The organism is Roseobacter weihaiensis (assembly GCF_020622345.1).
GTDB lineage: Bacteria > Pseudomonadota > Alphaproteobacteria > Rhodobacterales > Rhodobacteraceae > Roseobacter > Roseobacter weihaiensis.
In genome coordinates, this window is sequence record NZ_JACNMO010000002.1 from 283,869 (window position 1) to 300,575 (window position 16,707).

The window sequence follows — 16,707 nt, forward strand, 5'->3', positions numbered from 1 at the left end:
AAAGACCTGACATGCGCGACCTGAAAATCCCCCGGGAGCGGCACCCCGAAAAAGCCCGCCGCCCGGACAACCCGCAACCGAAAAAACCGTCCTGGATTCGGGTTAAGGCCCCCGGTGGGAAAGGCTATGCGGAGACGGCCCGCATCATGCGCGAGAACAAGCTTGTGACTGTCTGTGAAGAGGCAGGCTGTCCGAACGTCGGCGAATGCTGGAGCCAGGGGCACGCCACCATGATGATCATGGGCGAGGTCTGCACCCGCGCCTGCACATTCTGCAACATTGCGACCGGCAAACCGCCCGAAGATCTGGACGCCTTTGAGCCCGGTCGCGTGGCCCATGCGGTCGACAAGCTCGGGCTCAATCATGTGGTCATCACGTCTGTCGACCGGGATGATATCGAGGATGGCGGCGCGGCGCATTTTGCCCAGACCATCCGGGCCATCCGTCACCGCAGCCCGAAAACCACAATCGAAATTCTGACCCCCGACTTTATCAAATGTGCCCCCGACGCGCTGGAAAAAGTGGTCGAGGCCCGCCCGGATGTTTTCAACCATAACCTTGAAACCGTGCCGGGGCTCTATCCGGAGGTCCGGCCGGGCGCGCGGTATTTCCATTCGCTTCGGCTGCTGCAGCGGGTCAAGGAGCTGGACCCGCGCATGTTCACCAAATCCGGCATCATGGTGGGTCTTGGGGAGGACCGTCAGGCGGTGCTGCAGGTGATGGAAGACATGCGGGCCGCCGACATCGATTTTCTGACCATAGGTCAATACCTGCAACCGACGCCCAAGCATCATCGGGTCGACCGTTTCGTCACCCCGGAGGAGTTCGCGGCCTATGAAAAAGCGGCCTTTGGCAAAGGGTTCCTGATGGTGTCGGCCACGCCGCTGACCCGGTCGTCTTATCACGCGGGTGATGACTTTGCGCGGTTGCGGGCTGCCAGAGAAAAACGCCTCGGACTTGCGTGAGTGCGTCCTATCTACCTCGGTTTGCGAAAAGTCACCGTCAAGGACTTTACACAACCATAGGGGTAGTTATCTTGTGCTTCACCTACTGAACCGGGTTGACCCCTTACACGATGGATTTACGTCTTATGTCGGACATTCATTGGGCTGTATTTGCCCTCCGAGACATTAAAAATGCTTTGGATGACAACAGATATGATGTGGCCTCCTGTCATATCAACGATGCCATAGAAGCGATCCTGGCCCGCGACGAACAGGATCACGAGCGGTCCTGCGTGGTGGTGAGTGATATGGGCAAGTCAGCGTCAAAATTCTGATTGCGCTCCCGCTCTGGGGCCTGGGATCAGGGGCGGGTTGCAGTTAAAATACGCGGCTACGGTCGGAGCCTATCGGCGGTGAGCGCTTCGGGCCAAAGCCCGAAGTATTCAAGACCGGCAATGATCAGCACTGTCCCAATCACAATAGCGACAAGCCTCACGCGCTTGGCGGAGGGCGGATTGCGCGCCCATTGCGACATCCGAAAGAGCCATAGAGGGTTCATGGCTCAGCCCACATCGGTAAAGCGAACCTTCCCGATGAAGGGCAGGTTCCTGTTGCGCTGCGCAAAGTCGATGCCGTATCCGACCACGAACTCATCGGGGATTTCAAAGCCCGTCCAGTCCGCCTTGAAATCCACTTCACGCCGGCTGGGTTTGTCCAGCAGGGCGATGGATTTCAGCCGTGCAGGCCTGCGGTTTTCCAGCAGATGCGTCACGTGATTCAGCGTGTGGCCGGTGTCGACGATATCTTCGACCACCAGCACATCGCGGCCCTCGATGGCACCGCGCAGGTCTTTGAGGATGCGCACCTCCCTGGTGCTTTCCATGCCGTCGCCATAGCTGGAGGCTTCCAGAAAATCGACCTCGATCGGCAAATCCAACTCCCGCACAAGATCGGCGATAAAGACAAAGCTGCCGCGCAGCAGGCCCACGACGACCAGCTTGTTGGTATCATGGAATTCCCTTTGGATCTCCTTGCACAGCTCTTCGATCCGGGCCGCTATCGACTTGGCCGAGATCATTTCGTCTATGACATAAGGACGCGCTGTCATGCGTTTTACCTTGAATTTACCGGGCGGACATAAGACATGATGGCTAACTGCAGTAACATTACAAATCAATGCCAACCCATTCAGAAACCCGCACTCTGCCCTACAGCGCCCAACAGATGTATGATCTTGTCGCAGATGTTGCGGATTATCCTCAATTCCTGCCGTGGTGTTCTGCGGCGCGGGTCAAGTCGGTCACCCCGCAGGGCGACACGGCCGTGATGGAGGCTGACCTCGTCATCAGTTTCAAGGTTTTCCGGGAACGCTTCACCAGCCGTGTGGTGCTGATGCCGGCATCCAAGAAAATCGATGCGGAATACCTCGACGGCCCGTTTCGTTACATGAAATCGAACTGGGCGTTTCGGGATGTGGAGGGGGGGTGCGAAGTGTCATTTTTCGTCGATTTTGCGTTTCGCAACATGGTGCTGCAGAAATTGATCGGGGTGGTGTTCAACGATGCCATGCAACGAATCGTGCGCGCTTTCGAGGCGCGGGCGGATGCGCTCTATGGCGCTTCCTAGCGTGATCGCAAACCGTCCAGAAGCATTTTAAGCGCATGGTCGCGTGCCGCGCGCCGCACGGTGTCGCGCCCCCGGGCGCCGAATTCCACGGTCTCGACGGTCATCCTGTCGCCGATGATACAGCCAAAACAGACCCTTCCTTCAGGTTTGTGATCCGAACCGCCGGGGCCCGCGATGCCCGTGACCGCAACCGCCGCCGAAGCCTCGGAGTGGGCCAATGCCCCCAGCGCCATCTCGCGGGCGACGTCTTCGGACACCGCGCCAAAGGTCTCAAGGGTCGCGGCACGGACGCCCAACATGTCCATCTTGGCGCTGTTGGAATAGGTCACGAAGCCCCGGTCGACCACGGTCGACGATCCGGCGATATCCGTCAGTGCGACGGTGACCATGCCGCCGGTGCAGCTTTCGGCAGTTGCGATCATCACGCCTTTGGCTTCTGCCGCTTTCAGGACATCCGCCGCCAGCGTCACGTCACATCACCCCGTGGTAAAGGCCCGCAAGAACGAGCACGCCGAGGGCGGCAAAGACGCCCGCAATCACGTCGTCGAGCATCACCCCCAGGGCATCGGCGCGCCGATCCGCCCAGCCCACCGGGCCGGGTTTCCAGATGTCGAAGAGCCGAAAGAGCACAAAGGCCGCAATCCAGCCCGGCCACATCACAAGCACGCTGATGCCCATCGACCAGGCCGCATAAGACAGCGGCAACAGCGCGATCCACTGGCCGACGACCTCGTCCACCACGATCTCCGACGGGTCATGATCCGCAGCCCCCTTTGTCATCACACCGGTGGCCCACCAGCCCTTGAAGAACGCCGCAACCACTGCAAGGCAGAGCAATGGAAAGCCCCCCAGCACGTGCAAAAGCCATGCCCAGGGCAGCGCAATGAGCGAGCCCCAGGTGCCGGGCGCGGGCCGCACATATCCGACCCCCAGAACCGTGCCGATCAGCCGTGCGGTTCTGCTCATGCCGACACCAGCGCAACAGTGGCAAGGCAGGCGATGCCTTCACCGCGCCCGGTAAACCCGAGTCTCTCCGAGGTTGTGGCCTTGACCGAGAAGCGATCCGTCGCAAGGCCCATCAGCGCGGACATCTTTTCCCGCATGGCCTGTGCGTGCGGTCCGATCTTGGGCGTCTCGCAGACCAACGTGCAATCGACGTTGCTGATCTCAAACCCCCGGTCGCGGGCCATATGAACGGCATGCTCCAGGAAAATCGCACTGGCAGCGCCTTTCCATTGCGGGTCGCTGGGCGGAAAATGCTGGCCGATATCCCCCGAGGCCAGTGCCCCGTAGATGGCATCCGTCACCGTATGCATCGCGACATCCGCATCCGAATGGCCCACAAGCCCGTGGGTATGCGGGATATCCACCCCGCAGAGCGTCACGTGGTCGCCCGGCCCAAAGGCATGCACGTCAAAGCCGTTGCCCAGTCTAATGTCCATTGCGTGCTCTCAATATTGCTTCTGCCCGCGCGAAATCCGCAGGCGTGGTGATCTTGATATTATCCTCGTCGCCGGGGGTAATGGCAACGTCGATCCCGGCCCGGCGGGCAATTTCCACATCATCCGCCGCGCCGTCCGGCGAGGTCTGATAGGCGTCCAGAATGGCTGTCAGGTGAAAGCCTTGCGGGGTCTGCGCGCGAAAGAGGCCCGTGCGGTCGGCCGTGCCGGTCACGCGCCCGTCCTGACCTGTCCACAAGGCGTCGACGACCGCCACGGCAGGGGCGGCGGCCCGTGCGCTTTGCAACGCGGCGAGCACACCGTCGATGACGTCGGGCCTGACGCAGGGCCGGGCCGCATCATGGATCAGAACACAGTCCACGCGGGCCGATAATTTCTGCAGCCCGGCCAGAACGGAGGCGCTGCGCGTGGTGCCGCCAACCGCAATCTCGGCATGAGGCTCGCGGGGCCAAAGGTCGGTCTCCAGATCTTCGGGATGCAGGACCAGCACCAGCTCCGAGACCTGCGGGTGGTCGGCAAAAGCGGCCAACGCATGCTCGGCCACGGGGCGCCCTGCCAGAAGACGCCACTGTTTTGGCAGCTCTCCGCCGGCGCGCAGGCCGCGACCGGCGGCAACGATAACGGCGCCGACCTTCATGAAAAAAACCAATGTCTCATGACACTTGTCTAGGGCTTTGGGCGCGGGGACGCAATTGCCCGAAGCTGTGCTTAAATTTTAGGCGCATGCTATCGGCAAACAATCACGAAGACCTTTGGATCATTGAGAGAATTAGGTTAGTTTGATAGGAGGTCATCTGTGCTCAAGGATTAAGCAATTGAACCCGTCCGTCTTTCCTGTGGATTTATCGCCCCCGGTGCTTCTGGCACCGATGGCCGGAATCACCGATCTGCCGTTTCGCAATCTGGTGGCCTCCTTTGGCGCGGGGCTGGTGGTGTCGGAAATGGTGGCGAGCCACGATATGCTGAATGCCCGCCCCGGCAGCCGGGAAAAAGCGGAGCTGGGTCTGGGGGACGTGGGCACGGCTGTTCAACTGGCCGGGCGTGAGGCCGCCCCCATGGCCGAGGCCGCCCGCATGGTCGAGGGGCAGGGCGCGCGGGTCATCGATATCAACATGGGCTGCCCGGCCAAGAAGGTGACGCAGGGCTATTCCGGCTCTGCCCTGATGCGCACGCCGGATCATGCGCTGACGTTGATCGAGGCGGTGGTGCGCGCGGTCTCCATTCCGGTCACGCTCAAAACCCGTCTGGGATGGGATGACGCGATGCTGAATGCGCCCGAGATTGCCCGGCGCGCCGAGGCCGCAGGGATCGCGATGATCACGATCCACGGGCGCACGAGGTGCCAGTTCTACAAAGGGCAGGCGGATTGGCAGGCGATCGCGGCGGTGAAGGAGGCGGTCTCCATCCCGGTGATTGCAAATGGTGATATTCTGTGTGCGCAGACTGCGCGTATGGCGCTTTTACAGTCCGGGGCCGATGGTATCATGGTGGGCCGAGGCGCGCGCGGCAAACCCTGGGTGCTGGCGCAGATCGCGCATGATCTCTTTGGCGCTGGCGCCCCGGATATCCCTGCCGGACAAAGCTTCGCCGACATGGTTCAGGCCCACTACGAGGCGATGATCCGGTTTTACGGCGCGGACCTGGGCTGGCGTGTCGCGCGCAAGCATCTGGGCTGGTACATGGACAGCTGCGACACGCCTGGGCCGCTGCGCAAGGCGGTGCTGACCGCGCCGACCGTGGAGGCCACGCAAAACCTGCTCTCCGAGGCCTGCTGCGCAGACCGGTTGGTGGCCGCATGATGACCGACAACGCGCTTTGGGCCAGCCTGCCCGTGCCCACGCTGCTGGTGGATGCGGAAAATCTGATCGTGGATATCAACTCCGCGGCAGAAGGGTTTCTGAATGTCTCTGCCAAAGCCATTCGCAACATGCCGGTCTGGGATCAGATCGCGGTCAATGACCCCCTCGAGACGGCTTTCGCCCGCGCCCGCGAGACCCACACGCCGCTCTTCGTGAATGATGTGGATGTGGGCAGCGGATCGCGCGCGCCCATGCAATCCGACCTTCAGGTGGCCCCGCTCGCGGGTAAGCCGGGCTATATGATCCTGATGATCTCTCCGCGCGAGTTGGCGGGTCGGATGACGCAGAACTATTCCGTGAAATCGGCGGCGAAATCCGCCATCGGCATGGCGGAAATGCTGGCCCATGAGATCAAGAACCCGCTCGCCGGGATCACCGGGGCAGCCCAACTCCTCAGCATGAATTTAGGCGCAGAAGACCTTGAACTTACAGACTTGATTGTCGAAGAGAGTCGGCGAATCGTCAAGCTTCTCGGCCAGGTGGAGCAATTTGGCAACCTTTCTGTGCCGGACTTTCAGCCGGTGAATATACATGACGTGCTGGACCGCGCCCGGCGTTCGGCCCTGCTGGGGTTCGGGGCCGATATGAAGATCGTGGAGGATTACGACCCCTCGCTGCCGCTGGCCTACGGTGATCCCGACCAGCTGCTCCAGGTGGTGTTGAACCTGCTCAAGAACGCCTCCGAGGCAGCGGGCAAAGGGGGCGGCACCATCCGGCTGCACAGCTATTTTGAGCATTCGTTCAGGTTGCGCCGGTCTGACGGCTCGGGCCAGTCCTTGCCGCTGCAGATCGAGATCATCGACGACGGGCCGGGCCTGCCGGAGAACATCAAAGGCGATGTCTTTGACCCCTTTGTCTCGGGCAAGGAAAACGGAACCGGCCTTGGCCTGGCGCTGGTGAGCAAGATCATCTCGGATCACAACGGGTGGATCTCAGTTACATCCGTGCCCGGCAAGACAGTCTTTCGAATTTCCCTGGCGCGCGCCCCCAAAGACGCGGCCCACAAAGAAAAATAGGAGTTCTACAGATGGACGGTACCGTTTTAGTGGCAGACGACGACCGCACGATCCGCACGGTTCTGACGCAGGCGTTGACCCGGGCGGGGTGCAAGGTGCATGCCACATCGAGCCTGACGACCCTGTTGCGTTGGGTCGGCGAGGGTAAGGGCGACGTGGTGATCTCGGACGTGATGATGCCGGATGGCAACGGGCTGGAGATGCTGCCGAAGATCTCTCAGGATCGGCCCGGGCTGCCGGTCATCGTGATCTCGGCGCAGAACACGATCATGACGGCCATTCAGGCCGCCGAAGCCGAAGCCTATGACTACCTGCCCAAACCTTTCGACCTGCCCGATCTGATGAAACGCACCGCGCGCGCACTGGAGCTGCGCCAGCAAAACCGGCGGGCCCCTGCGATCAGCGACGACCGCCCGGACGACCTGCCGCTTGTCGGGCGCACGGCCGTCATGCAGTCGCTCTACCGCGTGGTGGCGCGGGTGATGAACACCGATCTGCCGGTCCTGATCTGGGGCGAATCCGGTACGGGCAAGTCCCTGATCGCGCGCGCCATTCACGATTTCTCAGACCGGCGTAATCTGCCGTTTATCGCCGCAACCTCGGCGGATCTTCAGGAGCTTGAGGGCCCGGCGCGCCTGCTGGCGCGGGTCAAGGGCGGCACGCTGCTGATCGAGGAGATCGCCGATCTGCCTGAAGAGCTGCAAGCCCGTCTGGTGCGCATGATGGACGCGCCGGGCGACTACAGTCCGCGTTTTCTGGCCACCAGTCAGACCGACCTCAATGGCGCGATGGAGGCGGGCAATGTGCGCAAGGACCTGTATTACCGGCTGAGTGGGGCGACATTGACCGTGCCGGCGCTGCGCGAGCGGGTGGACGATATTCCGCTGCTGGCAGAGCATTTTCTGGTGCGCGCCGAGGCGTCAGGGGCTGCCCCGCGCAACCTCTCGGCAGAGGCTGCCGACATCTTCCGCAACTACAGTTGGCCCGGCAACGTGCGTCAGCTTGAAAACGCGATCCGCCGTCTGGGGCTGACCAGCCGGGCCGCCGAGATCACCGGCGCGGAAGTCGAGCAGGTGTTGGGTGCGCAGCCCGACCTGGAGCCGATGCGCGCGGCGGGCAATACCGAAAAGCTTGGCGCATCGGTCGAGCGGCATTTGCGCCGCTACTTTGACCTGCATGGCAATATGTTGCCGCCCGCGGGGCTTTACGCCCGAATCCTGCGCGAGGTCGAAGCGCCTTTGATCGAAATTGCCCTCGAGGCTACGGGTGGAAATCAGGCGAAATGCGCTGATTTGCTTGGAATAAATCGCAATACCTTGCGAAAGAAGATTACCGACCTCGATATAGAGGTGACACGCCGCCGCAAATTGATGTAAAACTGCCACATAAACGTGGCCATCAGGGGACACCTCTGATCAGGACCACAAAATAGAGCGGTCGGCGACAGGTGCGCCACATCATACATGAGGATGTCGGGTGGTTTCCCGAGTAGAAAAGTCACTCTGGATCAAGCTGGGACGTTTGCGTCGGATCAGACGCGTGCGCAACGCAGCCACCCTGGGCCTCGTTGTGCTGGGTCCTCTGCTGGCGCTGGCGACTTATCTGGTCCTGGGCCCCTTGGGGGAGGCGGGCAACACGCTCAGCCTGCGGCTCATCCTGCTGGCGGACCTGGTTTATATTCTGGTGGTGGCAGCACTGGTTCTGGCGCAGGTCGGCCGGCTGATCGCCGCCCGGCGGGCGAAATCTGCGGGCTCGCGCCTGCACCTGCGCCTGACGGGGGTCTTTGCCCTCATGGCGTTGATCCCCACCGTGACGGTCGCCATTTTCGCCGGGCTGACGGTGAATGTCGGTCTGGAGGGGTGGTTTTCGGAACGGGTCCGTGATGTCGTCGGCAGCTCGCTGGCCGCGGCCGAGGCCTATGAGGCAGAACAACGGTTGGACCTGGCCGAGGACGCCCGCACCCTTGGGCGCAGCATCGATCAGGCCCGCCGTGCCGGTGTCATCATCTCCGACAGTGAGTTGCTGAGCGAAGGACAGCGGCAAATCCAGCGCGGGCTCAGAGAGGCCTATATGATCGACGGCACAGCCGAGATCAGGGCGCGGGGCGACCGGTCCTATCTCTTTGATTATGAAGCCCCCTCTGATGCGCAGATGAGCGAAGCGGCAGCAGGCGAGGTCGTGGTCATCGAGGACTGGCCAAACAACGAATTTCGCGCGCTGGTGCGGCTGTCGGCCTTCGTGGATCGGTTTTTGTATGTCAGCCGCGAAGTGGATGGGGAAATCCTGTCGCTGTTGGATGAAACGCAGGAAACGGTGCGCCTTTATCAGCAGCTCGAGAGCGATCGGGGGCGGCTGCTCTTTGATTTCGTTCTGCTCTATCTGGCCTTTGCGGTGATCCTGATCCTGGCGGCGATCTGGCTGGGACTCTGGTTTGCGGAGCGTCTTTCGGGGCCGGTGGGCAAGCTCACCGGGGCGGCGCAGCAGGTCGGGGCGGGGGATCTTGACGTGCAGGTCCGCGAAGACGATGGCGATGACGAGATCGCCATGCTCAGCCGATATTTCAACCAGATGACACGGCAGCTCAAGGCGCAGCGCGAGACGCTGATGGACAACACGCAACAGATCGAACGGCGGCGCAGACTGTTTGATTCGGTGCTCAGTTCCGTGACCTCCGGCGTGGTGGGGCTGGATGCGGAGGGGCGCGTCACTTTCGTCAACCGCTCCGCAGAGAGGCTGCTGGGGTGGCGTGAGAAACGGCATTTGCTGGCCATCAGTGCCGCCGTGCCGGAGTTTGGATTGCTCTTTGAAGCCGTCAAACGCGCGCCCTCCGAGACGGTACAGGACGAGATCAAAGTGACCCGGCAGGGGCGTTTGGAAAACCTGCTGGTGCGGATGGCCACGCGCCGGTCAGAGGATGGGCGGCTTGAAGGCTATGTGGTGGCCTTTGACGATGTCACGGATCTGGTCAGCGCCCAGCGGATGGCGGCCTGGGGCGACGTCGCGCGCCGCATCGCCCATGAGATCAAGAACCCGCTGACCCCGATCCAGCTCTCTGCGGAGCGGATCAAACGCAAGTTCTCCCCGCGCGTCGGCGAGGACAGCGAGGCGCTGGAGCAGATGACCGATGTCATCGTGCGGCAGACCGGGGACTTGCGCCGTATCGTCGATGAATTCTCCAAATTCGCGCGCATGCCGGAGCCCGACCGCGAGGAGGTGGATCTGACCGCGCTGGTGAAGGATGCGGTCTTTTTGCAGCAGACAGGTCAGCCGGGCGTGACCTTTGTCACGGATCTGCCAGAGACCCCGGTGCGCAGTGAGCTTGATGCGACCATGATCAGTCAGGCGCTCATAAACCTGATTAAGAATGCAGGCGAAGCGATTGATACCTTGAGAGAAAAAGGCGCACCAGAAGATCATGTGCCAGCCATCCATGTCACGCTGAGCACCGAAGGCGACAGCGCAAAGATCACGATTTCGGACAACGGGATCGGGTTGCCGGAAGATCGCGCGCGGCTTTTTGAGCCCTATGTGACCACCCGCAGCGAAGGCACAGGACTGGGGCTGCCGATCGTCAAGAAAATCATCGAAGAACATGGCGGCACGCTGACGCTTGAAGATGCACCGCTGTTCGAAAACCAGACGCAAGCGGGGGCAATGGCAGTGATCGGTCTGCCATGCCTGCCGCCTGCTGAAACAACTCTCCCGGAAGAAGGACTATTGAGCCATGAGTGATATTCTGATTGTCGATGACGAACGCGATATCCGCGAGCTGATCTCTGACATTCTGCTGGATGAAGGCTATGCCACGCGGCTGGCCGGAAACTCGGATGACGCGATGGCCGCGATAAATGCCGAAAGCCCGGCGCTGATCGTTCTGGACATCTGGCTCAAGGACAGCCGGATGGACGGCATCGACATCCTCAAGACGGTCAAGCGGGACAACCCCGACGTGCCGGTGGTGATCATCTCCGGCCATGGCAACATCGAAATCGCCGTCGCGGCCATCAAACAGGGGGCCTATGACTTCATCGAAAAGCCGTTTAACATCGACCAGCTTTTGGTGGTGATCCGGCGCGCGATGGAGACCTCGCGGCTGCGGCGCGAAAACCAGACCCTGCGCCGCCGGGATGTCGCCCAGTCGGAAATGATCGGAAGCTCCGCGGCCTTTCGCACACTCGTCAGCCAGCTCGACAAGGTCACCAAATCAAATGGGCGCGTGATGCTGACAGGCCCTGCGGGATGCGGCAAGGAGGTCGCTGCACGCTACATCCACGCCAACTCCAACCGGGCCTCGGCCCCCTTCGTGACGGTCAATTGCGCGGGCGTGGCGCCCGACCGGATGGAAGAAGTGCTCTTTGGACGGGAAACCCCGGACCGCGGGGTCGAGCCGGGGCTTTTGGAAGAAGCGCATGGCGGCATCATCTATTTCGACGAAGTCGCGGATATGCCGATTGGCACGCAGTCGAAGATCCTGCGCGTGCTGGTCGACCAGCAATTTCAGCGCGTGGGCGGCAATGACAAAGTGCGTGTCGATCTGCGGGTCATCTCCTCCACCAACCGCCATCTGGAGGAGGCCATCGCCGCAGGCACCTTCCGCGAGGAACTTTATCACCGGCTGAACGTCGTGCCGATTGCGGTGCCCTCGCTGGAAGAGCGGCGCGAGGATATTCCCGAACTGGCAGGTCACTTCATTGCCGAGATCAACGCCAGTCAGGGCCTGCCCCTGCGCGAGATCAGCGAGGATGCGATTGCCCTGATGCAGACCATGGAGTGGCCCGGCAACGTGCGCCAGCTCAAGAACCTGATCGAGCGGGTGCTGATCCTGGGCGACAGCACCGGGCCGATTGAAACGCGCGAGTTGCCCGTGGCCGATGATCCGGCAGACAGCGAAAGCCGCGTGGTGCTGTCGGGGGCCTTGGCCACGCTGGCCCTGCGCGAGGCGCGCGAGGCCTTTGAGCGGGAATACCTGCTGACCCAGATCAACCGCTTTGGGGGCAATATCTCGAAAACCGCGAATTTCGTCGGGATGGAGCGCAGCGCCCTGCACCGCAAGCTCAAGTCACTGGGGGTGGTCACCTCCGCGAAATCCGGGACACGGGTCGCGCATATCGACGAGGATGCCGAAGCGGTGAGTTAGGCGTCAATCTCTGCCAGAATATCGACACCCTGCATGTTCAGGAAATGCAGCATGTCGATGAAAATCCAGTTTTCGACCAGTTTTTCACCCGCGCGGCGATAGATGTCCACGACCCGCATGTCCGCGCGGATGTCATTGCCGGGCACCCCCATGAAGCCGTTCTTGTTGGTGAGCGTCAGGTTCGGCCAGCCGAAAAACCCGCCGTAGGTCCCTTCGGCCATGCGACAGAGGTGGCCGTTCAGGACACGGCCCTGCATGGCGCGTCGAAACGGTGCCTGATGCTGCTGGATGTAGCGCTCAATCGTATAGGTCGCGCCGATCCCGGTCGGCCCCCACCAGACCATATCGTCGTGCCAGTCCACCGCCAGTTCATCTTCGGGCGACGGTGGTCTGATCGCGGCATTGGCATGATCGATGGAGCTTATCATATTGTTGATCCGCGCCAGCGTCTTTTGCGACTGCGCGGTGTCTTGCGCGGTGGTGAGCAGCCCGTCATGGGTGCGGGGACCCGGCTGCACCAGTTGCGCGCCGGTTTGCGTCACCGAGAGCGGGTCAAGTCCCGCCTGCGCCATCAGGTGCAACAGGTCGATGAAGAGCGCGGACTGCGTGATGCGCCCGTTTTCAATCTTGTTGAACTCCGCATAGCGCAGCATCGCAATTTTCCGGGTCGCCGGGATATTCAGGAACGGGGCGTCAAACAGCCCCATGAAATGCCCCATGGAACATGTCCAAGTGCTCGAAAACCCGTCGATTTCGTTCAGCCCGGCAAAAAAGATGTCTTCCCGGCGCTGCACGCGGGAAAAGGAGGTCAGAAAGGGCTCCCAGAATGTGCCGGCGATGGCCGCCGGGCCGGTCTGTTCGTGAAAGGGGTGCATGCCATACCAGCGGCAGTCCGGCGCGAGGTGTTCTGACAAAACTGACGCGACCGTCTGCGCAGAGGCTGCTTCCAGCGCCGCCGCGTAGGTCTGGCTGACGGCTTTCACAGGATCGAGATCGGGGGCAGGGGTGGGAATCATTGCAGTCATGCCCGAAGGTTTAAAATCGGAGCGCCCGCTCAGCCAGCCCAAAAGCGACAGGTCACGCGGCGCTTGCGGGATTACTTGCCAGCGGTTCTCGTCATCGCGCGCCACACAGCTGTTGGGCGTCAGCGCCTGCATTACATTGACCCGTCCGGGTGTGGCGGCGGGTGTGCGGACCACCGCGCCAGTGCATCTGGGCAGCGCGACAGACTGGTACCCCTTGCGGGTCATGCATTGATCCTCAAGATCATTGCGCAGGCGGGCGTTGACATCCACGGTGTAGACATCGCCATGCGCAAAATACCCGCCGCGGTGATAACAATGGCCATCGGAGTTGCAAAAGCGGCGGGAGGGGATGAAAACCGGTGGGCTGCGTCGGATCTGATTGGCCACCGGCGCGTCTTTCAGCGCGGCCACCTCGCAGGACAGCAGATCGCTTTGCAGCCGTGCCACGCTGACGCCGGGCTGGTGGTAAACCGCGGGTGGCGCGCAGCCTGCCAGTGTGACGCAGAGGAACAGGGAGGCGACGGGTCTCTTCATGGTGCCAGTTTGGCGCGGTTTCACGCCCGAGACAATTGAATTGACCGTTACAGGTGCTTCTGCCATGCAGAAGGTCTGACGAACGCCCTGAGGGACGCGAAACATGAAGGTCATCATTTGCGGCGCTGGCCAGGTCGGTTGGCAGATCGCGCGGCATCTGTCGGGCGAACGCAACGACGTCACTGTGGTCGACAGCAACCCCGATCTGGTGCGCCGGGCTACGGATTCCCTTGATGTTCAGGGGATTGCGGGCTTTGCGAGCTATCCCGATGTGCTGGACCGGGCCGGGGCGCGGGATGCGGAGATGGTGATCGCGGCCACCTATTCCGACGAGGTCAACATGGTGACCTGTCAGGTGGCGCATTCGGTCTTTGGCGTGAACCGCAAGATCGCGCGGCTGCGCAGCCAGTCTTATCTGGAAACCATTTACTCCGACCTCTACCGCCGTGATCACATGCCCATCGACGTGGTCATCAGCCCGGAACGCGAGGTGGCCTCTGCCGCCTTGCAACGGTTGTCCGCACCCGCGGCCTTTGACACCGAAATCTTCATGGATGGCAAGGCGCAATTGCTGGGCATCACCATCGAAGAAGAATGCCCCGTGGTAAACACGCCGCTGCGCCAGCTGACGGATCTGTTCTCAACCTTGCGCGCCACCGTTGTTGCGGTCCGCCGTGAGGGCACGCTTTTTGCACCGGAGGCCAAGGACCAGATCTTTGTTGGCGATGACTGTTACGTTTTCTGTCACGTGGATGACATTCCCCGAACGATGGAGATTTTCGGCAAGACCCAGTCGAAACAGGAACGTGTCGTGCTGGTGGGCGGCGGGAACGTTGGTCTGGCGGTGGCGCAGTCGCTGGAGCAACGGGTCAAACGTGTCCGCACCAAGGTGATCGAAAAGGAACGGCACTGCGCGGAACGCGCCGCCGAGGCGCTGGAACGCACGATTGTGCTGAATGGCGACGGGCTGGACGCGGGCCTGCTGGCAGAGGCGGGCATCGCGCGCGCCGATGCGATGCTGTCGATCACCGATGATGACAAGACCAATATGCTGGCCTGTGTGCGGGCAAAAGCCGAAGGCTGCCCCTATGTCATCGCGCTTATCAACGACCCGACGCTGGTGCCGCTGATGGGTCCGCTTGGGATCGATGCCTATATCAACCCGCGCGCCACCACCGTCAGCTCGATCCTGCGTCACATCCGGCACGGCCGCGTGCGGGCGGTCTACTCCATCGGTGACGCGGAGGCGGAAGTCATCGAGGCGGAAGTCCTGTCCACCTCCCCGCTTGCCGGGCGCCGCATCTCCGAGATCGATTTTCCAGAAGGTGTGCTGGTGGGGGCGGTCCGCAAGGGCGAGGAAGTGATCCGGCCCTTGGGCAGCACGCGCATTAAAGAAGGCGATGTGGTCGCCCTCTTTGCGCTGGCCGAGGACGTGCCCGAGGTGGAGCGTCTGATGCAAGTATCCATCGACTTTTTCTAGCGTGGTGGGCACCCCACAGCATAAGGCACGTCCCAAATCGGCCCTGGCCTACATGCTGGATCAGCAGCTTTTCGTTCTGATCTTCGGCATTGCTTCGCTGTCGATGCTGATCCCGGCACTGCATGGCGGCGCGAGCCGGTCGCTGGAGACAGCACGGGCGTTTTTCTACACCGGCCTCTTTGGTCTGGTGATCTTTGCCATGATCGTCATCGCGCAGGTAGGGCGGCGGCCGCGGCATGGCGTGTTGGGCAATCTGCTGTCTATCTTTGCCACATTCGTCGTGCTGCCCGTTTTTCTGGCGGTCCCGTTTTACGAAAGCCTTGGAACGACGAGCTTTCTGAATGCTTACGTCGAAATGGTCAGCGCGGTGACAACCACCGGGGCGACGCTTTTTGAAGACCCCGGCCGGCTCAACAACACGCTGCATCTGTGGCGCGCGCAGGTCGGGTGGATGGGGGGCATCACCATGTGGATCGCGGCCTCGGCCATCCTGGCGCCGCTCAACCTCGGCGGGTTTGAAGTAACAGCCCAGGCCGAACCGGGCCAGCGCGAGAGCCGCTTCAACGTGGTGGGTCGGACCGATCCGCGCGCCCGGCTCTTGCGGATCGTGGTCGCCCTGGTGCCCATCTATGTGGGACTGACCGTTGTTTTGTGGATATTGCTGCTGGTAAGTGGCGACAGCGCGCTGGTGGCGCTGACCCATGCGATGTCGGTCATGTCCACCTCCGGTATCTCCGCCGTGGGCGGCGTCGAAAACAGCACGTCCGGCATCACCGGCGAGGCGTTGATGCTGCTCTTTATGCTCTTTGCCCTGTCGCGGCTGACGTTTTCATCCGACACGGTGACGGCCACGCATGGCGGGCTGCGCAACGATCCTGAGTTTCGCCTCGGCCTGCTGATCGTGGCGGGTGTGCCGCTGGTGCTGTTTCTGCGCCACTGGATCGGGGCGTTTGACGTGGCCGCAGAGGATGACATCAGCCTTGCGGCGCGTGCGCTTTGGGGGTCCATCTTTACGGTGATGTCCTTTCTGACAACCACCGGCTTTGCCAGCACCGACTGGGCGGAGACACAGGCGTGGTCGGGCCTGGACACACCGGGGCTGATCCTGATGGGGCTGGCGCTGACAGGGGGCGGCGTGGCCACCACGGCCGGGGGTGTCAAGCTGCTGCGCGTCTTTGCGCTCTATCTTAACGGCAAGCGGGAGCTGGAGCGGCTGGTGCATCCCTCCTCGGTCAGCCGGGCGGGGGCGGAAAGCCGCCGGGTGCAGCGCAACGGGGCCTTCATCGCCTGGATTTTCTTTATGCTCTTTGCCATGACGATGGCCGCCCTCACCATGCTTTTGGCGGCCTTGGGGGTGGCGTTTGAAGATGCGCTGATCCTCAGTATTGCAGGGCTTTCCACCACCGGCCCCCTGACCAGTCTGGCCACAGAAACACCTATTCCACTGGCCGAATTGGGCCCTTATGCGAAATCGGTCTTTTGCGCGGCAATGGTCTTGGGGCGTCTCGAAACTCTTGCAATTATCGCGCTTTTGACCCCGGATTTGTGGCGCAGTTGAGGATCGCTTTCGATAGGTCCGTAACGGACTGTTTTTAGGGGTGGAAACTCCGGGAACAGACCTTCATA

17 protein-coding genes are annotated in these 16,707 nt (G+C 61.8%); 10 read left to right on the top strand and 7 right to left on the bottom strand.

Features of this window, described 5'->3' with window-relative positions:
- The first annotated feature begins 11 nt into the window (after positions 1 to 11).
- Together lipA and H7847_RS03680 are read left to right on the top strand one after the other, a co-directional pair.
- On the top strand, positions 12 to 965 hold the full coding sequence (gene lipA / locus H7847_RS03675; protein WP_227268026.1) for a lipoyl synthase: 954 nt from the start codon (positions 12 to 14) through the stop codon (positions 963 to 965).
- 176 nt (positions 966 to 1,141) lie between these two features.
- Positions 1,142 to 1,279: a hypothetical protein gene (locus H7847_RS03680; protein WP_227268027.1), complete on the top strand. Its 138-nt coding sequence runs from the start codon at positions 1,142 to 1,144 to the stop codon at positions 1,277 to 1,279.
- A 56-nt stretch (positions 1,280 to 1,335) separates the two neighbouring features.
- Here the strand turns inward: H7847_RS03680 and H7847_RS03685 are convergent, their stop codons facing one another.
- Both H7847_RS03685 and hpt read right to left on the bottom strand, forming a co-directional pair.
- Entirely contained in the window at positions 1,336 to 1,503 is a 168-nt protein-coding gene (locus H7847_RS03685) for a hypothetical protein (RefSeq protein WP_227268028.1), read from the bottom strand.
- Positions 1,504 to 1,506: 3 nt separating this feature from the next.
- Positions 1,507 to 2,052 (bottom strand): hypoxanthine phosphoribosyltransferase, encoded by a 546-nt coding sequence (gene hpt / locus H7847_RS03690; RefSeq protein WP_227268029.1) that lies wholly within the window; start codon positions 2,050 to 2,052, stop codon positions 1,507 to 1,509.
- 68 nt (positions 2,053 to 2,120) lie between these two features.
- Here hpt and H7847_RS03695 point away from each other — a divergent pair, with 68 nt between their 5' ends.
- Positions 2,121 to 2,570, top strand: coding sequence for a type II toxin-antitoxin system RatA family toxin (locus H7847_RS03695; RefSeq protein ID WP_227268030.1), 450 nt, complete (start codon positions 2,121 to 2,123; stop codon positions 2,568 to 2,570).
- On the opposite strand, the gene H7847_RS03700 is transcribed toward H7847_RS03695, so the two are convergent.
- From H7847_RS03700 to ispD, 4 genes are read right to left on the bottom strand one after another with little or no spacing between them, the layout of a single operon-like run.
- Complete coding sequence (locus H7847_RS03700) at positions 2,567 to 3,040, bottom strand: CinA family protein (RefSeq protein ID WP_227268031.1); 474 nt, start codon at positions 3,038 to 3,040, stop codon at positions 2,567 to 2,569. The two genes, H7847_RS03695 and H7847_RS03700, sit on opposite strands and share 4 nt — an antisense overlap.
- Before the next feature lies 1 nt (position 3,041).
- Positions 3,042 to 3,536 carry a phosphatidylglycerophosphatase A family protein gene (locus tag H7847_RS03705; protein WP_227268032.1) on the bottom strand — a complete coding sequence of 165 codons (495 nt, stop codon included), beginning with the start codon at positions 3,534 to 3,536 and terminating at the stop codon, positions 3,042 to 3,044.
- Positions 3,533 to 4,012 carry a 2-C-methyl-D-erythritol 2,4-cyclodiphosphate synthase gene (ispF, locus tag H7847_RS03710; RefSeq protein ID WP_227268033.1) on the bottom strand — a complete coding sequence of 160 codons (480 nt, stop codon included), beginning with the start codon at positions 4,010 to 4,012 and terminating at the stop codon, positions 3,533 to 3,535. Before ispF ends, H7847_RS03705 begins: the two co-directional genes overlap by 4 nt.
- Positions 4,002 to 4,667, bottom strand: coding sequence for a 2-C-methyl-D-erythritol 4-phosphate cytidylyltransferase (gene ispD / locus H7847_RS03715; protein ID WP_227268034.1), 666 nt, complete (start codon positions 4,665 to 4,667; stop codon positions 4,002 to 4,004). Before ispD ends, ispF begins: the two co-directional genes overlap by 11 nt.
- A 178-nt stretch (positions 4,668 to 4,845) precedes the next feature.
- On the opposite strand from ispD, the gene dusB reads away from it, so the two are divergent.
- The 5 genes from dusB to ntrX all read left to right on the top strand — a co-directional run bounded on the left by dusB (position 4,846) and on the right by ntrX (position 12,042).
- Positions 4,846 to 5,829, top strand: coding sequence for a tRNA dihydrouridine synthase DusB (dusB, locus tag H7847_RS03720; protein WP_227268035.1), 984 nt, complete (start codon positions 4,846 to 4,848; stop codon positions 5,827 to 5,829).
- Positions 5,826 to 6,905: a two-component system sensor histidine kinase NtrB gene (locus H7847_RS03725; protein ID WP_227268036.1), complete on the top strand. Its 1,080-nt coding sequence runs from the start codon at positions 5,826 to 5,828 to the stop codon at positions 6,903 to 6,905. The genes dusB and H7847_RS03725 overlap by 4 nt, the downstream gene beginning before the upstream one ends.
- An 11-nt stretch (positions 6,906 to 6,916) precedes the next feature.
- Positions 6,917 to 8,281 (top strand): response regulator, encoded by a 1,365-nt coding sequence (locus H7847_RS03730; RefSeq protein WP_227268037.1) that lies wholly within the window; start codon positions 6,917 to 6,919, stop codon positions 8,279 to 8,281.
- A gap of 100 nt (positions 8,282 to 8,381) precedes the next feature.
- Positions 8,382 to 10,637 (top strand): sensor histidine kinase NtrY-like, encoded by a 2,256-nt coding sequence (locus tag H7847_RS03735; protein WP_406675960.1) that lies wholly within the window; start codon positions 8,382 to 8,384, stop codon positions 10,635 to 10,637.
- Positions 10,630 to 12,042 (top strand): nitrogen assimilation response regulator NtrX, encoded by a 1,413-nt coding sequence (gene ntrX / locus H7847_RS03740; protein ID WP_227268038.1) that lies wholly within the window; start codon positions 10,630 to 10,632, stop codon positions 12,040 to 12,042. The genes H7847_RS03735 and ntrX overlap by 8 nt, the downstream gene beginning before the upstream one ends.
- On the opposite strand, the gene H7847_RS26950 is transcribed toward ntrX, so the two are convergent.
- Positions 12,039 to 13,706, bottom strand: coding sequence for a nuclear transport factor 2 family protein (locus H7847_RS26950; protein ID WP_319799742.1), 1,668 nt, complete (start codon positions 13,704 to 13,706; stop codon positions 12,039 to 12,041). The genes ntrX and H7847_RS26950 overlap by 4 nt on opposite strands.
- On the opposite strand from H7847_RS26950, the gene trkA reads away from it, so the two are divergent.
- The gene (trkA, locus tag H7847_RS03750) at positions 13,705 to 15,081 is read left to right on the top strand and encodes a Trk system potassium transporter TrkA (protein ID WP_227268039.1); all 1,377 of its coding nucleotides are present in this window, start codon (positions 13,705 to 13,707) and stop codon (positions 15,079 to 15,081) included. The two genes, H7847_RS26950 and trkA, sit on opposite strands and share 2 nt — an antisense overlap.
- A 52-nt stretch (positions 15,082 to 15,133) precedes the next feature.
- Positions 15,134 to 16,639, top strand: a complete 1,506-nt coding sequence (locus H7847_RS03755) for a TrkH family potassium uptake protein (RefSeq protein ID WP_227268133.1) — start codon at positions 15,134 to 15,136, stop codon at positions 16,637 to 16,639.
- Positions 16,640 to 16,707 lie beyond the last annotated feature (68 nt).

Bases quoted from the DNA above. Each gene is read 5' to 3' on its own strand.
- ispF (WP_227268033.1), bottom strand. From the start codon at position 4,012: ATGGACATTAGACTGGGCAACGGCTTTGACGTGCATGCCTTTGGGCCG.
- trkA (WP_227268039.1), top strand. From the start codon at position 13,705: ATGAAGGTCATCATTTGCGGCGCTGGCCAGGTCGGTTGGCAGATCGCG.
- ntrX (WP_227268038.1), top strand. From the start codon at position 10,630: ATGAGTGATATTCTGATTGTCGATGACGAACGCGATATCCGCGAGCTG.
- H7847_RS03685 (WP_227268028.1), bottom strand. From the start codon at position 1,503: ATGAACCCTCTATGGCTCTTTCGGATGTCGCAATGGGCGCGCAATCCG.
- H7847_RS03725 (WP_227268036.1), top strand. From the start codon at position 5,826: ATGATGACCGACAACGCGCTTTGGGCCAGCCTGCCCGTGCCCACGCTG.
- H7847_RS26950 (WP_319799742.1), bottom strand. From the start codon at position 13,706: ATGTTTCGCGTCCCTCAGGGCGTTCGTCAGACCTTCTGCATGGCAGAA.
- hpt (WP_227268029.1), bottom strand. From the start codon at position 2,052: ATGACAGCGCGTCCTTATGTCATAGACGAAATGATCTCGGCCAAGTCG.
- H7847_RS03705 (WP_227268032.1), bottom strand. From the start codon at position 3,536: ATGAGCAGAACCGCACGGCTGATCGGCACGGTTCTGGGGGTCGGATAT.
- ispD (WP_227268034.1), bottom strand. From the start codon at position 4,667: ATGAAGGTCGGCGCCGTTATCGTTGCCGCCGGTCGCGGCCTGCGCGCC.
- H7847_RS03730 (WP_227268037.1), top strand. From the start codon at position 6,917: ATGGACGGTACCGTTTTAGTGGCAGACGACGACCGCACGATCCGCACG.
- lipA (WP_227268026.1), top strand. From the start codon at position 12: ATGCGCGACCTGAAAATCCCCCGGGAGCGGCACCCCGAAAAAGCCCGC.
- H7847_RS03755 (WP_227268133.1), top strand. From the start codon at position 15,134: ATGCTGGATCAGCAGCTTTTCGTTCTGATCTTCGGCATTGCTTCGCTG.
- H7847_RS03695 (WP_227268030.1), top strand. From the start codon at position 2,121: ATGCCAACCCATTCAGAAACCCGCACTCTGCCCTACAGCGCCCAACAG.